Below are 16,503 nucleotides of genomic sequence, written 5' to 3'. Positions count from 1 at the left end.
ACGGGCTCGGGAAGGAGGATCGTGATCAACGGCATCGACCGAGGTCCTTCCCACCACGACAGCCACCGGACCATCAGCCTGCCGGAGTGGAAGAGCTACGGCGTGCCGCTCCTGCGGGCTCCACGGGAGTTCGTCACCGAGCTGCACCGGCGGCACCTCCCGCAGCCGGGCACCACGGTGGTCGCGGTGCTGAGCGCCGAGAACCGGGTGACGGCCTCCGCCTCGTTCGGCGTCCGACCGCAGTTCAGCGACGGGTGGGACCACCGCAACGCGCTGCTCGGCCATCTCCGCCGGGTCACCCCGCACGACCTGAAGCGGTCCAGCCCCAGCCGGACGGCCGTCCTGCTGCGCTGCCGCGAGGGCGGCCCGGACTGGACCGAGCAGGACGGCGCCTGGATGTGGGCGCTGCGCGCCGCCGCCGAACTGCACGGGCTGCGCTGCGGCTCGTACCTGACGCTCACTCCGGCCGGCTGGCAGTCGCTCGGCGACGGCCGGCGCGGGCGCAACCCGCACTCCGGGTCGTGGGCGCTCGGCCCGATCCACACCGTCACCGAACTGCCGCCGCGCATCCCGCTCGGGGTGCCCGCCGCGCCGCCCGAGCCACCGCTCCCCCAGCAGCCGCCGATCGCCCCGGTCACCTCGCTGAGCGCGATCCGCGCGCTGGAGGAGTCCCACGACGGCCGGAGCGCCCGCCGCACCGCCGCCCGCTGAGCGGACGGCGCGCGCCGAGCGCGGGGAATCCGGACGCCAACCAAGGGTCGACGAACCGGCACGCCCACCGCCACCCCTCCCGTTCACCGCCGCCCCGCCGGGCCCGCCCGCCGTGCCGGAGGACGGCACCACGGACGAACACCGCCGGACGGGCAGCGCAGAACGAACGGGGAGAGCAGATGGGACAGACGAGGCAGAAAGGACAGGACGGAACGAGGCGGAACGGAAAGGACGGAGCGGTGCTCAGGCGAACAGCGGGGCGACGGTGTCCGTCTCGCCGCAGACCACCAGGAGCTTCGCGGCCCGCTCCAGCGCCTTGCGCGCCGCAGCGGCCACCCGCTCCGAGCGGCCCTCGTTGACCACCAGCACCACCACGTCCCGGCGGAGCGGGCGCGTCGCGGCGGCGTCGGCGTAGAACACGTCGCCGCCGTCGGCGAGCTGCGCCCAGTAGCGCTCCTCGCCGAAGCTGAGCTCGTGCTCCTGCCAGGGGTGCGCCTCGCCGACCGTCAGGACCAGCACGTCGCCGGGGCGGCGGCCGGACTCCAGCAGGGCGTCGACGGCCTCGTCGGCACGGTCGATCGCCTCGGCTGCGGCAGCGGGCAGGAGTTGGACGTCCGGCCGACCGGGGCGCGGCGCGGAGCCGGGCTTGGGACGGGCCGGGGGCCGCGGGCCGGGGACCGGACGGTCGGCACGGGGCGGGGCGGGGCGCGGCGGACCGGGGCGGGGGCCCGGGACCGGAGCGGCGACGGCGGTGGAGGAAGGCATACGGGGGGCAGGTGCGTCCGACGTGTGGGGAAGGGGAACGCCGGGGCCCGGGATCGTCTCGTGAATCTCCGGCTCCTCGGGGAAGACAGGCATACCCGGATTCCTATCAAATGCCGGTCGGACGCGCACGGGCACCCCACCACTTGGAAGTGTGGCGCACTGTGCGCGCACCGGCGGCAACGCTCGGATGACCGATGGATGAATGCTGACGAACCGTCAGGAAACAGGACCGCCGGGCTCCGGGGAACGGCTGTCGACCCGCCCCGAACGGCGGGAGAAATCCCGGAGAACCGGGCTCAGAAACCCAGCGAGAGCTGCTCGCCGGCGTCGACCGGGACGCGCTGCCGCTTGAGATGGCTCCAGCGCGGCAGCCCGTCCAGGTAGGCCCAGGACAGGCGGTGGTGCTCGGTGGGGCCGAGCTCCTCCAGTGCGGCGCGGTGGGTGGGCGACGGGTAGCCGGCGTTCTCCCCGAAGGCGAACCGCGGGTGGTCCGTGCCGATTTCGGCCATCAGCGCGTCCCGCCGGACCTTCGCCAGCACCGAGGCGGCGGACACGCAGACGCAGGACTGGTCGCCCTTGATCACCGTGCGGACCTTCCAGGGGCCGCCCAGGTAGTCGTGCTTGCCGTCCAGGATCACCGCGTCGGGCCGCACCGGGAGTTCCTCCAGGGCGCGGACGGCGGCCAGTCGGAGCGCGGCCGTCATGCCGAGGTCGTCGCACTCCCGGGCCGAGGCGGACCCGATCGCGTACGCCGTCACCCACTCCTCCAGGAGCGGGGCGAGCGCGGTCCGGCGCCGTTCGGTCAGCAGCTTGGAGTCGGTCAGCCCCTCGGGCGGGCGGCGCAGCCCGGTGACGGCCGCGCCGACCATGACCGGACCGGCCCAGGCGCCCCGGCCGACCTCGTCCAGCCCGACCACCACACGGGCGCCGGCCTGGCGCAGGGAGCGCTCGACCGCGTGGGTCGGGGGGTCGTACGGCATCGGGGTTCCGTTCACTGGAGCGGGGCGGACCGGACAGGGCCGGTGCGGGGCGGGGCGCGCCGGTGCTCCCCGCCCTCATCAGCGTACGCCGCCGCGGAGCTCGGCCCGGTGGAGCGGCGTCGCCGGGAGCACATCGGTGACGGGCGGCAGCGCCCGCACGGCCGCCGGGGCGGCCCCGGCCACGAAGTCGTGGCCCGAGCCGCCCCGGCGGTCCCCTCAGTGCGCTCGACGGACCAGGAGGTCAGTAGGTGCCGTAGAGCGAGTACACGAGGTTGTCCTTCACGGCGGTGCCGAAGCTGGCCGGGAAGGTCCCGAACGGGACGGACGTGCTGCTGTAGGCGCCCGAACCGGCCGGGCCCGAGCTGTAGTGCATGTTGTTGACGGTGGAGCTGGTTCCGTTGGAGTTGTAGACCACCCAGTAGGTGGTGTTGGCCGCCAGGGTGTAGGTGATCGGCGCGCTGTTCCAGGCGTTGGCGCTCAGCGTGCCGACCGAGCTGGTGGCCAGCAGGGCGTCGGGCGAGCCGGCGTTGTCGCTGTAGACGGCGATCTGGAACTGGTTGTTGGGCGCCGCGCTGATCTGTCCGGTGTGCACGTTGAGCGAGGTCAACGCGATGGCGGAGGCCCCGGTCGTGATCTTGGAGCCGTTGAGGTGGTTGGAGTCGGTGTCGTCGAGCAGGGTGCCGACCGCGCTGTTGCCGATGGTCTGCGGCGGCGCGCCGGCGGTGGTGAAGGCCGCGGTGTAGGCCGCGGTCTGGGTGTTGCCCGCCAGGTCCTTCACGTTGGCGACGCTCAGCGTGTAGCCGGTGCTGAGCGAGAGCGCGGCGCTCGGGGTGAAGGTGACGGTGTTGGTGGCCGCGTCCAGGGCGACGGCACCGGGCACCGGGACGGAGCCGGCGGTGGTCTTCAGCGTGACGTTGGTGCCGTTGACGGTGCCCGCCTGGACGGGCTCGCTGAAGGAGGCCTTGACCGGGGCGGTGGCCGAGACGCCGGTGGCGCCGTTGGCCGGCACCGAGCCGGTGACGGTCGGCGCGGTGGTGTCCATGCCGTAGGTCGCCGTGTAGGAGCCGACGTTGCCGTCGAAGAAGGCGTAGGAGATGCCGTGGATGGTCTCGATGCGGTAGCTGACGTTGGCGGTGCCCTGCTTGACGCCGGTGAGCGTGCCGACCGACGAGTTGACCGGCACCATGGCGCGCAGGCCGTTGGCGCCGCCGGTGATGCTGAAGCTCAGCGTGTTGCTGGTCCAGGCCATCCCGGAGAAGGCGGAGCCGTTGCGGGCGTCCAGCCAGGTCAGCAGCTGGCGGCCGGAGACCACCGGGGTGCCGTGCGCCTTGGCCGAGGCGATGACCTGGTCGGAGGCGGTGGAGGCGGCGTAGTCGGTGTGGATGTTGGCGGTCAGGACGGTGTAGTAGCCCTTGGAGTTGTAGGCGTTGTCCAGCAGTGTGTTGACGGTGCTCGGCATGGACTGCCCGGACTCGTCGGTGAGTTCGGTGGTGGCCTGGTACTCGTTGATGGTGCTGCCGTCGCTGTCCGCGTACTTCATCGGCAGGCCGGTGCCGTTGAAGTAGCCGGGCCGGTCCTGCACGAAGCTGGCCGGGTAGTAGTAGTAATCGGTGTCCAGCCGGATGCCGTTGGCGAGCTTGGTCTTGGCCTGGGTCGCCCAGTCGTCCCACTCGACGCAGTGGGTCCGGGTGCTGTCCGGGTTGGGCAGCGAGGGGTACTTGGCCCGCCAGGCGCCGATCTGGCTGGTGTAGATGTTCTGCAGGTCGGCCGGGGTGCCCCACGGGGTGCAGTTGGTGGTGACGTGCACGCCGATCTCGAAGCCCTGGTCGGAGTAGGCCTTGGCCTGGGCGTCGGTGATCGGGTCGTCGGTGTAGATGTACGACGAGGCGCGCACGCACTCCCAGTTGGCCACGTTGCAGCCGACCGGGCTCTGCGCGACGTAGCCGTCGAAGCGGCCGGCGGTGCCGCCGATGCCGTGGTCGTCGCCGGTCATCACCACGACGGCCTTGGCGTCCCGCGGGAAGTACCAGAACTTCGGCAGCGGCTTCTTGGCCGCGTCCATGGTGGTGATCAGGTTGGCGAGCAGCCGCTGCTGCTCGTCGGCGATCGGGATCTGCGCCTTGTCGAGGTTGTTCCAGTTGAGCTGTCCGCCGGTGCCGAAGAACATCTCGCTGGCCTCGATGCCGTCCACGTTGTCGCGCTGCTGGCCGCCCCAGGCGGCGTTGCCCTGCCGGGTCTGCACGACGGACTTGGCGAGGTCGTAGGTGAACGCGGCGGCCTGGCCGGCGCCGACGGTGCGCAGCGTGACGGCCGGGTTGGTGGTGGCCACCGCGGTGTCGCTGTACAGGGTGGCGACGGCGGTGGCGCCGTTGAGCGCGTACTTGTCGGCGGTGCCGTGGAAGCCGATGGTGTCGGAGGTCAGCCCGGCGCCGGGCGCCGCGGTGGTGTTGATCTTCAGGTAGCTGTCGGCCAGCGTGTCGGTGGTCGCGGTGAGGCCGAGCAGCCCGGCGAGCTGCTTGTCGGGCCGCATCGCCACCAGCCGTCCGCCGGTGTTCACCCAGCTGGTGAACATGGTGGTCTGGGCGGCCGTCAGCTGGTGCTCCGCCAGCAGCACCACGTCGTACGAGTTGAGCAGGGTGGAGGTGACGGTGCTCAGGTCGGCGGTCTTGTAGTAGTTCAGGCCCTCGGACTTGAGGATCTCGCCGTAGTACGTGGTGTACGGGTTGGCGGAATCGGTGACTAGCAGGATCGGGCCCTCGTTGCCGGGCCCGCTGCCGGGGGTGCCGGTGCCGCCGCCGGAGGGCGTGTAGGTGGCGTAGATGGAGTAGTTCAGCGTGCCGGTGGAGACGGCGCCGAAGCTGCTGGGCCAGGTGCCGAAGGCGGTGCCGCCGGTGGAGTAGCCGCTCTGGCCGCCGGTGGAGTAGTTCAGGTTGTTGACCGCCGCGGAGACGCCGTTGGAGTTGTACGCCAGCCAGTACGGCGTGTTCGGCGCGAGCGTCGCGGCGACCGGCAGGGTGTTCCAGGCGTGCGCGGTGAGCGTGCCGGAGGCGGAGGACCCGAGCAGCGGTCCGGGCTTGCCGGCGACGTCGCCGTACACCGCCACCTGGTACTGGTCGTTGGGCGTGGCGCCGACGGCGCCGACGTACACGCTGACGCTGCTGACGGTGCCGCCGCCGGCGCCCGTCACGAAGCGGGAGGTGTTGATGTAGTTGGAGTCACCGGAGTCGGTGGCGGTGCCGACGGTGTTGTTGCCGAGGACGGCGGTGGTGTCCGCGTGTGCCGCGGGCGCCACCATCAGTCCGCTGGCTGCGAGCAGGCCCACGAGCAGCCCGGCGATTCGTTTTCTGATCCTCACGCCAACCCCCCAAGGTCGGATGACCGGATGAACGGCAGAAGTGCCGTCCTCCGTCCTACCGGCTCCGCACCCGGCGCGTCCGCAGAACCCTCACATCACAGCCACGAGTTCCGGCCATCCGACCGCCCGACCCTCCGCATCCGACCGGTCCGTCCGCGCACCTTCCGCGGCCACGGCACGGACGGCGGGGCAGGCGGCGGCACACACGGCGGACAGGCAGCGGCCCGGGAAACGGCACCGGCGGCGGCCCGAGGGAACACCCGGGCCCGGAGAGACGGCGGCGGGCCCCCGGCGCACCCGGGAGCCCGCTCCGTCCGTTCAACACTTGTCCGCACCCGGGCGGCTCAGCCCTTGACCGACCCCGCCAGCAGGCCGCGGACGAAGTACCGCTGGAGGGCGAAGAACACCGCCAGCGGGACGAGCATCGACAGGAAGGCGCCCGCGCTGAGCAGCTCCCAGCGGCTGCCGTTGGAGCCGGAGAGCTGGGCCAGCCGGGAGGTGATCGGCGCGACGGTCGGGTTGCCGCCGGCGAAGGTGAGCGCCACCAGCAGGTCGTTCCACACCCACAGGAACTGGAAGATGGCGAACGAGGCCAGCGCCGGGGCGCTCAGCGGCAGCACGATCGACCGGAAGATCTTGAAGTGCGAGGCCCCGTCCACCACCGCCGCCTCCATCAGGTCGCGCGGCAGCTGGGCGATGAAGTTGTGCAGCAGGAAGATCGCCAGCGGCAGCGCGAACATGGTGTGCGTCAGCCAGACCGGCAGGTAGCTGTCCTTCAGGCTGAGCGCCGGGACGATCGTCACCGACCCGAGGTGCGCGCCGCCGGAGAACAGCCGCAGCAGCGGGATCAGCGACATCTGCAGCGGCACCACCTGGAGCGCGAAGACCACGAAGAAGAGCGTGTCGCTGCCCTTGAACCGCACCCAGGCCAGCACGTACGCGGCCATCGCGGCCAGCACCAGCGGGAAGACCGTGGCCGGGACGGCGATCGCCACCGAGTTGACCAGGTACGGCATCAGGCCGCCGGAGGTGCCGAAGGAGTTGTCGAACAGCACCGAGCGGTAGTTCTCCAGCCCGAAGTCGGGGTGGACGAACGCCTCCCACCAGCCGCTGGAGGCGACGTCGCCCTTGGGCCGCAGCGAGGTGACCAGCAGGCCGATGGTCGGGACGGTCCACAGCACCGTGACGGCGACCACCAGGGCACTGGCCAGCGGGGAGCTGAACGCCCGGCGGACGGCCTTGGCCGGCGGCAGGTCGGGCCGGGCCGCCTTGGCCGCGGCGGCCCGCGCGGCGGTCCCGGAGTCGGCCCCGGGGTCGGTGCCGACACCGGCAGCGGCAGCAGTACCGGCACCGGTGGCGGCGCCGGGCTCGGGCTCGGGCCCGGAGGCCGTGTCGAGGGCGGGCTTGGCGCTCATCGGGTCGCACGCTCCTTGCGCAGCAGGGCGATGTTGTAGACCACCAGGGGGGCCACCGCGAGGAAGAGGATCACCGCGAGGGCGCTGCCGCGGCCGTAGTTGTACTGCTCGAAGCTCTGCGAGTACATCTCGTTGGCCAGCACCTGGGTGCCGAAGTTGCCGCCTGTCATGGTGCGGACGATGTCGAAGGCCTTCAGCGTGATGATCATGATGGTGGTGAGCACCACCACCAGGGTGGTGCGGATCATCGGCACGGTGACGTGCAGGAACAGCCGCAGGCCGGTGGCGCCGTCGAGCCGGGCGGCCTCGGTGATCTCGTCCGGGATGGCCTTGATCGCGGCGGACAGCACCACCATGGCGAAGCCGGTCTGCACCCAGACCATGGCGGACATCAGCAGGAAGTTGTTCAGCGGCTGGGAGAGTATCCAGTTCGGCGGGTCGTCCCAGCCGACCGCGACGGCGAGTTGGCTGAGCAGGCCGACCTGGTTCTGCCCGTTGCCGCGCGACTCGTACAGCAGCTTGAAGATCAGCGAGGCGGCCACCAGCGAGACCGCCATCGGCATGAAGATCAGCGACTTGTAGACCGCCTGGCCGCGCATCCGGTCGACCAGCAGGGCCAGCAGCAGGCCGAGCCCGGTGGCCGCGATCGGGGCGACCACCAGCCAGAGCAGGGTGTTCAGCAGCACGTCGTGGATCTGCGAACTGGTCGCCGCCCAGCCGTAGTTCTTCCCGCCGACGAACTTCGCGGAGTCGGCGTCGTAGAAGCTCAGGTAGACGGTGCGCAGCAGCGGCACCACCAGTCCGACGAGCAGCAGGACGGCCGCCGGGCCGAGCATCAGGGCGACCGCCAGCGGCCGGGAGAAGCGTCCGGTGGCGCGGCCGGCCGCGAAGAACACGGCGAGCAGCACGCCGAGGAAGCCCAGTACGGCGCCCCCGGTGTTGCCGAACTTGATCGCCGCGTCCTGCCACAGCGAGTCGGCGAGGTGGAGCGCCGGCCCGGCGAGCCGGGGGTCGGTGGGCATGCGGAGGGTCCTTCCTCGGGGCACGGGAAGGGCAGCGCGGGCCGGCCCGCGCTGCCCGTTGGCGTCCGGTTACTGCGGCCAGGCCGCGTCGATGTCGCCCGCCGTCTTCTGGATGGACTGGCCCTCGGCGAACCAGGCGGTCAGCGCCTTCCACTCGGCGCCCGAGCCGACGGCGGCGGGCATCAGGTCGGAGGCGTCGAACCGGAAGGTGGCCGCGGGGTCGGTGAGCGACGCGGCGGAGAGCTGGTCGATCGGGTCGGTGTACAGGCTCTTGTCCACGCCCTGGTTGGCGGAGACCCAGCCCGGGGAGACCTTGACCCGGCTGCTGGCCCACTCGGAGGTGGACAGGTAGTTCTGCACGGCCTGCACCTCGGGCCGGTCGGAGAAGGCGGCCAGGAACTCGCCGCCGCCCTCGACCGGGCTGGTGACCTGCGGGTTCACCGCGGGCAGCGGGAAGGCGAAGACGTCGCCGTCCGGCCCGACCTTGGTGCCCTTGGGCCACTGCGCGCTGTAGAAGGACGCCTGCTGGAGCATCGCGCACTTGTTGCTGAGGATCGGGGTGCCGGCGTCCTGGAAGGTGGTGGTGGCGATCGTCTTGACGTCGCCGAAGCCGCCGTTGATCCAGGCCGGGTTCTGCATCCAGCCGGCGACGGTCTGCATCGCGGTGGTGATCTTCTCGTCGGAGAACTTCACCTGGTGGCTGATCCACTGGTCGTAGACGTCGCCGCCGTACGAGCCGAGGACGATCTCCTCCAGCCAGTCGGTGGCCGGCCAGCCGGTGGCGGTGCCGGAGCCGATGCCGCCGCACCAGGGCTTGGTCTCGCCGCCGGCCCGGGCGATCTTGTCGCTGAGCGCGATCAGGTCGGCCCAGGTCTTCGGGACCTCGTACCCGGCGGCCTTGAACGCCTTGGGCGAGTACCAGACCAGCGACTTCATGTTGGCGCTCATCGGCGCCGCGTAGAAGGTGCCGTTGACCGACCCGTACTGCTTCCAGACCGGCGACCACTTGTTCTCGTTCTCGACGGTCTGCTGCGGCGGCTTGACCACCTTGCCGCTCTTGACCATCTGGGCGAGCAGGCCGGGCTGCGGGATGATCGCCAGGTCGGGGGCGTTGCCGCCGGCCACCCGGACCGGGAGCTGCGACTCGAAGTCGTTGGAGCCCTCGTAGACGATCTTGATGCCGGTACAGGTGCTGAACTCGGCCCAGGACTTCTCCAGCGAGTCCGACTCCGGCGAGAGGATCGAGGCGTACATCGACACCTTGGTGCCGGAGTGGCCCGCGTACGCCTGGTACTTGGCGCAGTCACCCGCCAGCGCGGAGGCGGAGCCACCCCCTCCGCCGCCACCGCCGTCGGAGGAGCTGTTCGAGCAGGCGGCGGTCAGGGCCAGTGCCAGGACGGCCGGTACGGCGAGCAGCCGACGGCGTCCGGTGGTCACGGGGGTGGTCAATGCGGTCCTCCTTGCCAGGGCATGGACATGCCAGCCGTCAGACAGAACAACACTGCGCTGTACCGGAGATGTGGATCTGTACCCAGCGGTCGCTGGCTCAAAGACGTTAACCCACCGGTACTTCCACGCCAAGGAGTGCGTTCGACCTTCATCGGGCAGCGCCCCAGTTGTAACCGCACCGTGTTAAGAGGCCGCCCGCGCGCCGCTCACCAGCGCGGCTTCCGTCTCGCGCTCCAGATCGGCCAGGTCGACGCCCTGCTCGCGGAGCACCCGGACGGCCACCCCGCCGCCCTCCCTCAGCAGGCCGAGCAGCAGGTGGCCGGTCTCGATCCGGCGGGCGCGCCGCCCGGTGGCGGCGCGCAGCGCCAGCGCCATCACCTGCCGCCCCCGGTCGGTGAACCGGGGGCCGCCCCGGCGGGGGCGGCGGGCCGGCGGCGGGGCGTCCAGCGCGCCCGCCCCGAAGTCGGACTCGACGGCCTCGCGGACCGCCGCCAGGTCGATGCCGATCGCGGCCAGCGCGGCGGCGTCCCGCTCCGGGCCGGAGCCGCCCAGGGCGCGGAGCACCGCGCGCCGCCCGCCCTCCAGGTCGAGGCCGAACCCGCCGAGCACCCGGGCGGCCGGGTCCTGCGGCTGGGCGAGCAGGCCGAGCAGCAGGTGCTCGGTGCCCAGGTGGTCGTGGTGCATCCGGCGGGCCTCCTGGGCGGCCAGCTCCACCACCCGGCGGGCCTCCACCGCGAACCGTTCGAACATGTCAGTCCCCTCCCTGTCCGGCCGCCCGTCGGGCGTGCTTCTTGTGCACGGCCTGCCGGGTGACGCCCAGGCAGACCGCGATCTCGTGCCAGGACCAGCCCCGGCTGCGGGCGTTGCCGACCTGGAGGTCCTCCAGCCGGTCGGCCAGGTCGCGCAGGGCCCGGACGGCGCGCAGGCCGGCCGCCGGGTCACTGCTGCTCGCGTCGGCCGCGAGCCGTGTCGTCTCGCTCATGACGTCAACATAGGTTGACACCGGGGCGCGCGTCAACCCCGGTTGACGCGCGGCGCGGCCGGATCAGGCCGGGTACCGCTCCGCCAGGAACTCCGCGAAGGTGATCCGACCCGCCACGCGCCCCACCGCCGCACGACCCGCCGCCTGGCCCGCCGCGCGCCCCGGCACCAGGTTCCCGCCCGCCCGCAACGCCCGCCCCGCCCCGCCCGGCACCGGCACCGGCACCTGCAGCACCGGCCGCCGCCGCCCCCGGGCCCGCAGGAACTCCGCCGCCCACGCCTCCACCGCACGCGCCTCGGGCCCGCCGAAGTCGTCCGCCCGCCCGGCCGGACCGGCCTCCGCGAGCTGCGCCAGCCGCTCCGCGACGTCCCGCACGTCCACCGGCTGGAACGCCACCCCGCGCGGCAGCAGCAGCACCGGGGCCTTCGACAGTCCCTCCAGCAGTCGCAGCAGCAGGTCGTGGAACTGGGTGGCCCGCAGCACCGTCCAGCCCAGGCCGGACTCCGCGACCAGCCGCTCGCACTCCGCCTTCGCCCGGTAGTAGCCGAGCGGTACCCGGTCCACCCCGACGATCGACACGTACAGCAGGTGGGACACCCCGGCGGCGCGGGCCGCCTCCACCAGGCGGCGGGTGGCCGCGACGTCCCGCCCGCCGTTGGTGGTCGCGCAGTGCACCACCGTCCCGACGCCGGTCAGCGCCGACTCCAGCCCCCGGCCGGTCACCAGGTCGCCCACCGCCCAGCCGTGCTCCCCCGGCGTGTGCGCCTGCCGGCTGAGCACCCGCACCGGGCAGCCCCGCGCCAGCAGCCGGCGCACCACCGCGCGCCCCAGGGTCCCCGTCCCGCCCGTCACGAGCATCGGCCGCATCGCGCTCACCCCTCAGCTCAGCCACTGCCCCCAGCCTGCCCGCGACCACCGCCCCCGGCAGCCCGGCCCACGCACCCGGGGGAACGCGGCACCCGCCGGGGCCGACGCCGCCCGGAAACGCCGAGTCCCCCCGGAGCCCGGAGGCTTCGGGGGACGGCGGCCGGAACGGGTCGGGGCGGGGCCCCGGACGGTCAGCTGCAGCCGCTGGTGGAGCCGCAGCCCTCGCAGAGGTAGCAGCTGCCCGCGCGGCGCATCTTGGTGCCGCAGGAGAAGCAGAGCGGGGCGTCGGCGTTCAGGCCGAGCCGGATCTCGGCGAGCTCGGTCGAGTTGTGCGCGGCCGGGGCGGCCTTGGGCTGCTCGACCAGCGGGAGGGCGACGTGCGGCTTCTCGGGGGCGAGCGGGGCGGACTGGGCCAGCGACTCGATGTCGACGTCGTCCTCGGCCGGCTCGTAGGAGCCGGTCTCCAGGTGCCGGGTGCGCTCCTCGACGGAGTGGATGCCCAGCGCGGAGCGGGTCTCGAAGGGCAGGAAGTCGAGGGCCAGCCGGCGGAAGATGTAGTCCACGATGGACTGCGCCATCCGCACGTCCGGGTCGTCGGTCAGGCCGGCCGGCTCGAAGCGCATGTTGGTGAACTTGGCGACGTACGTCTCCAGCGGGACGCCGTACTGGAGACCGACCGAGACGGCGATGGAGAAGGCGTCCATCATGCCCGCGAGGGTCGAGCCCTGCTTGGACATCTTGAGGAAGACCTCGCCCAGGCCGTCGTCCGGGTAGGAGTTGGCGGTCATGTAGCCCTCGGCGCCGCCGACCGTGAAGGAGGTGGTGATGCCGGGGCGGCCCTTGGGCAGGCGCTTGCGGGTCGGCCGGTACTCGACGACCTTCTGGACGGCCGGGGCCGGGGCGGCGGCCTGGGCGGGGGCCGGAACCGCGGCCGGGGCCTTGGTCTTGGCCGAGAGCGGCTGGCCGACCTTGCAGTTGTCGCGGTAGATCGCCAGCGCCTTGACGCCGAGCTTCCACGCCTCGAAGTAGATCTCCTCGACGTCCTCGACGGTGGCGTTCTCCGGCATGTTGACCGTCTTGGAGATGGCGCCGGAGATCCACGGCTGGATCGCGGCCATCATCCGGACGTGGCCCATCGGGGAGATCGACCGCTCGCCCATCGCGCAGTCGAACACCTCGTAGTGGGCGGTCTTCAGGCCGGGCGCGTCGATGACGTTGCCGTGCTCGGCGATGTGCGCGACGACCGCCTCGACCTGCTCGTCCTGGTAGCCCAGGCGCTTGAGGGCGCGCGGGACGGTGCCGTTGACGATCTGCATCGAGCCGCCGCCGACCAGCTTCTTGAACTTGACCAGGGCCAGGTCGGGTTCGACGCCGGTGGTGTCGCAGTCCATCATCAGGCCGATGGTGCCGGTCGGGGCGAGCACCGAGGCCTGCGCGTTGCGGAACCCGTTGCGCTCGCCGAGCCGGAGCACGTCGGCCCAGGTCTCGTTGGCGACCGACCAGACCGGGGTGTCCAGGTCGTCCAGCGGGGCGACGGCGGCCGAGGCGTCCGCGTGCTGCTTCATGACCCGGCGGTGCGGGGCGGCGTTGCGGGCGTAGCCGTCGTACGGGCCGACCACGGCGGCCAGTTCGGCGGATCGGCGGTAGGCGGTGCCGGTCATCAGCGAGGTGACCGCGCCGGCCAGGGCGCGGCCGCCGGCCGAGTCGTAGGCGTGGCCGGTGGCCATCAGCAGGGCGCCGAGGTTGGCGTAGCCGATGCCGAGCTGGCGGTAGGCGCGGGTGGTCTCGCCGATCTTCTCGGTCGGGAAGTCGGCGAAGCAGATGGAGATGTCCATCGCGGTGATGACGAGCTCGACGACCTTGGCGAAGTTGACCGCGTCGAACGAGTCGTCGTCGCGGAGGAACTTCATCAGGTTCAGCGAGGCCAGGTTGCAGCTGGAGTTGTCCAGGTGCATGTACTCGGAGCACGGGTTGGAGGCGTTGATCCGGCCGGACTCGGGGCAGGTGTGCCAGTGGTTGATCACCGAGTCGTACTGGATGCCCGGGTCGGCGCATGCCCACGCGGCCTCGGCCATCTTGCGGAACAGGCCCTTGGCGTCGACGGTCTCGATGACCTCGCCGGTCTTGCGGCCGCGCAGGCCGAAGGTGGTGCCGTTCTCCACCGCGGTCATGAACTCGTCGTTCACCCGGACCGAGTTGTTGGCGTTCTGGTACTGGACGGAGGTGATGTCGTCGCCGCCCAGGTCCATGTCGAACCCGGCGTCGCGCAGCGCGCGGATCTTCTCCTCCTCCTTCACCTTGGTCTCGATGAAGGCCTCGACGTCCGGGTGGTCGACGTCCAGCACGACCATCTTGGCGGCCCGGCGGGTCGCGCCGCCGGACTTGATGGTGCCGGCCGAGGCGTCGGCGCCGCGCATGAAGGAGACCGGGCCGGAGGCGTTGCCGCCGGAGGAGAGCAGTTCCTTGGAGGAGCGGATCCGGGACAGGTTCAGGCCGGCGCCGGAGCCGCCCTTGAAGATCATGCCCTCTTCCTTGTACCAGTCGAGGATCGACTCCATGGAGTCGTCGACGGACAGGATGAAGCAGGCCGAGACCTGCTGCGGCTGCTGGGTGCCGACGTTGAACCAGACCGGCGAGTTGAAGCTGAACACCTGGTGGAGGAGGGCGTGGGTCAGCTCGTGCTCGAAGACCTCGGCGTCGTCCGGGGAGGCGAAGTAGCCGTGCTTCTCGCCGGCGGCGCGGTAGGTCAGCACCACCCGGTCGATGATCTGCTTGAGGCTCCACTCGCGCTGCGGGGTGCCGACCGCGCCGCGGAAGTACTTGCTGGTGACGATGTTGACCGCGTTGACCGACCAGAAGTCGGGGAACTCGACGCCGCGCTGCTCGAAGTTGATCGAGCCGTCGCGCCAGTTGGTCATCACCACGTCGCGGCGCTCCCAGGTGACCGCGTCGTACGGGTGGACCCCAGGGGTGGTGTAGATGCGCTCCAGCCGCAGCCCGGCCTTGGGGGCCTTGGCTCCCTTGGCGGCCTTGTCCGACTTCGACCCTCGTGCGGACCCGCTCGTGGTGTCTGTCACTGCTCCTGCTCCTCCTCCTGGGCAAACGCCCGAAGTGCCCGGAAAAGTCCGGGCACGACTGGTTCGTTCCGTCCGCACGCGGGCAGGGCGGAACCCCACCACGGCACACGGGTACTGCGGGGTACTACGGGTACTGCGCTGCATGCGCGGAAAAGGGCGCGCGAAGGCGCCGGCGTCCGCCCTAGGGGACGGGCACCGGTTCGGGGGCGGCCGGCCGCTCGGCCCGCAGCTCCGCGATCGCCGCCTCGAAGTCCTCGAGGTTGTCGAACGCGCGGTAGACCGAGGCGAACCGGAGGTACGCCACCACGTCCAGGTCCTTCAGCGGACCGAGTATGGCCAGGCCCACGTCGTGGGTGGAGAGCTCGGCGCTGCCGCTGGCCCGCACGCACTCCTCGACCCGCTGGCCGAGCTGGGCCAGCGCGTCCTCGGTGACCGGGCGGCCCTGGCAGGCCTTGCGGACGCCGGAGATCACCTTCTCGCGGGAGAAGGGCTCGGTGACGCCGCTGCGCTTGATCACCATCAGGGTGGCGGTCTCGACGGTGGTGAACCGTCGACCGCAGTCGGGGCACTGGCGGCGGCGACGGATGGAACTCCCGTCGTCACTGGCCCGGCTGTCCACGACTCGGCTGTCCTGATGCCGGCAGAAGGGGCAGTGCACCTGGAACTCCCTCCCTACCCGTCCAACGGCATACAACAGTCATCACTCTACCCGCTGGACACAACACCTGTGCCCAACCAGAGACTAGACCACTAGATGTAGTGCGGGACACTCCACCACGCCGAGTGAACGGGCGGTTCCGGAGACAGCTTCCGGGGCCGCGCCATAGACTGTTCGAGTCGAACAAGCAATCGACTTACACCCGGAGGCTTGATCAAGTCAGCCAACCTCGAATAAGTTCACTCGAACGTGTGTTTGGCGCAACCTTTCGATAGAGGGGCCAGTTGAGCTGGGCAGATGGAGCACCAGCCCGACGAGAGGGTCGCCGCGATGTCCACCCCCAGCGCCACCAGCGTCATGCACACCGCCGAAGCCAAGACCGCCATCCCGGTGCAGGAGCGTCCCGCGCGCACCGCTGACCAGGAGAGCATGGACCAGACCATGAGCCGCAGTCAGTCGATCGAGGAACCCCCGCTCGGTGCGCCCGTCCCCGTCGCCCGCTCCCTCCCCGGCCGCCCGCCCGGCATCCGCACCGACGAGGCCGGGCTGACCGAGCGCCAGCGCCGGGTCATCGAGGTGATCCGGGACTCCGTCCAGCGCCGCGGCTACCCGCCGTCCATGCGCGAGATCGGCCAGGCCGTCGGCCTGTCCTCCACCTCCTCCGTCGCGCACCAGCTGATGGCGCTGGAGCGCAAGGGCTTCCTGCGGCGCGACCCGCACCGCCCGCGCGCCTACGAGGTCCGCGGCGTCGAGGTGGCCCGCCCGGCCGCGGCCGAGACCTCCGGCCGGCCGTCCACCTCCTACGTGCCGCTGGTCGGCCGGATCGCGGCCGGCGGCCCGATCCTGGCCGAGCAGACCGTCGAGGACGTCTTCCCGCTGCCCCGCCAACTGGTCGGCGAGGGCGAGCTGTTCGCGCTGACGGTCAAGGGCGACTCGATGATCGACGCCGCGATCTGCGACGGCGACTGGGTGACGGTCCGCAAGCAGCCGGTCGCCGAGAACGGGGACATCGTGGCCGCGATGATCGACGGCGAGGCGACGGTCAAGCGGCTCAAGCGCGAGGACGGGAAGATCTGGCTGATGCCGCACAACGCGGCGTACGAGCCGATCCCGGGCGACAACGCGACCATCCTCGGCAAGGTGGTGGCGGTGCTGCGCCGCCTCTGAGTGCGCGGCACGACGAGTGCGCGGCACGACGAGTGCGCGGCACGACGAGTACGCG

General features: G+C 71.7%; 13 protein-coding genes. 2 read left to right on the top strand and 11 right to left on the bottom strand.

The window, feature by feature from the left end; translation table 11 throughout:
* Window positions 1-21: 21 nt before the first annotated feature.
* Entirely contained in the window at window positions 22-711 is a 690-nt protein-coding gene (locus QMQ26_RS24790; RefSeq protein ID WP_404813954.1) for a hypothetical protein, read from the top strand.
* 243 nt (window positions 712-954) lie between these two features.
* Here QMQ26_RS24790 and QMQ26_RS24785 read toward each other — a convergent pair whose 3' ends face one another.
* From QMQ26_RS24785 to nrdR, 11 genes are all read right to left on the bottom strand, one after another.
* Window positions 955-1,476 carry a hypothetical protein gene (locus QMQ26_RS24785; RefSeq protein WP_318552039.1) on the bottom strand — a complete coding sequence of 174 codons (522 nt, stop codon included), beginning with the start codon at window positions 1,474-1,476 and terminating at the stop codon, window positions 955-957.
* Window positions 1,477-1,772: 296 nt separating this feature from the next.
* Window positions 1,773-2,456, bottom strand: a complete 684-nt coding sequence (locus tag QMQ26_RS24780; RefSeq protein WP_100840388.1) for a ribonuclease HII — start codon at window positions 2,454-2,456, stop codon at window positions 1,773-1,775.
* A gap of 241 nt (window positions 2,457-2,697) precedes the next feature.
* Window positions 2,698-5,751, bottom strand: coding sequence for an Ig-like domain-containing protein (locus tag QMQ26_RS24775; RefSeq protein WP_282202726.1), 3,054 nt, complete (start codon window positions 5,749-5,751; stop codon window positions 2,698-2,700).
* A 404-nt stretch (window positions 5,752-6,155) separates the two neighbouring features.
* On the bottom strand, window positions 6,156-7,226 hold the full coding sequence (locus QMQ26_RS24770) for a carbohydrate ABC transporter permease (RefSeq protein WP_282202725.1): 1,071 nt from the start codon (window positions 7,224-7,226) through the stop codon (window positions 6,156-6,158).
* On the bottom strand, window positions 7,223-8,248 hold the full coding sequence (locus QMQ26_RS24765; protein ID WP_100840390.1) for a carbohydrate ABC transporter permease: 1,026 nt from the start codon (window positions 8,246-8,248) through the stop codon (window positions 7,223-7,225). Before QMQ26_RS24765 ends, QMQ26_RS24770 begins: the two co-directional genes overlap by 4 nt.
* A 69-nt stretch (window positions 8,249-8,317) precedes the next feature.
* Window positions 8,318-9,697, bottom strand: a complete 1,380-nt coding sequence (locus QMQ26_RS24760; RefSeq protein ID WP_282202724.1) for an ABC transporter substrate-binding protein — start codon at window positions 9,695-9,697, stop codon at window positions 8,318-8,320.
* 183 nt (window positions 9,698-9,880) lie between these two features.
* Window positions 9,881-10,447, bottom strand: coding sequence for a Clp protease N-terminal domain-containing protein (locus QMQ26_RS24755; RefSeq protein WP_282202723.1), 567 nt, complete (start codon window positions 10,445-10,447; stop codon window positions 9,881-9,883).
* Window position 10,448: 1 nt separating this feature from the next.
* On the bottom strand, window positions 10,449-10,679 hold the full coding sequence (locus tag QMQ26_RS24750) for an RNA polymerase subunit sigma-70 (RefSeq protein ID WP_100840393.1): 231 nt from the start codon (window positions 10,677-10,679) through the stop codon (window positions 10,449-10,451).
* Between the two features lie 63 nt (window positions 10,680-10,742).
* Window positions 10,743-11,546, bottom strand: a complete 804-nt coding sequence (locus QMQ26_RS24745; RefSeq protein WP_282202722.1) for an SDR family oxidoreductase — start codon at window positions 11,544-11,546, stop codon at window positions 10,743-10,745.
* A 191-nt stretch (window positions 11,547-11,737) separates the two neighbouring features.
* Window positions 11,738-14,623: a vitamin B12-dependent ribonucleotide reductase gene (locus tag QMQ26_RS24740; protein ID WP_100840395.1), complete on the bottom strand. Its 2,886-nt coding sequence runs from the start codon at window positions 14,621-14,623 to the stop codon at window positions 11,738-11,740.
* Between the two features lie 181 nt (window positions 14,624-14,804).
* Window positions 14,805-15,281 carry a transcriptional regulator NrdR gene (gene nrdR / locus QMQ26_RS24735; RefSeq protein WP_282202721.1) on the bottom strand — a complete coding sequence of 159 codons (477 nt, stop codon included), beginning with the start codon at window positions 15,279-15,281 and terminating at the stop codon, window positions 14,805-14,807.
* 441 nt (window positions 15,282-15,722) lie between these two features.
* Here nrdR and lexA point away from each other — a divergent pair, with 441 nt between their 5' ends.
* Entirely contained in the window at window positions 15,723-16,448 is a 726-nt protein-coding gene (gene lexA, locus QMQ26_RS24730) for a transcriptional repressor LexA (RefSeq protein WP_282206605.1), read from the top strand.
* The last annotated feature ends 55 nt before the right edge of the window (window positions 16,449-16,503 follow it).

The sequence above is a fragment of the Kitasatospora fiedleri genome, assembly GCF_948472415.1.
In the GTDB taxonomy this organism is placed as follows: domain Bacteria; phylum Actinomycetota; class Actinomycetes; order Streptomycetales; family Streptomycetaceae; genus Kitasatospora; species Kitasatospora fiedleri.
The sequence above is the reverse complement of the archived record's forward strand: the minus strand, read 5'-3'. Positions and strand labels throughout refer to the sequence as shown.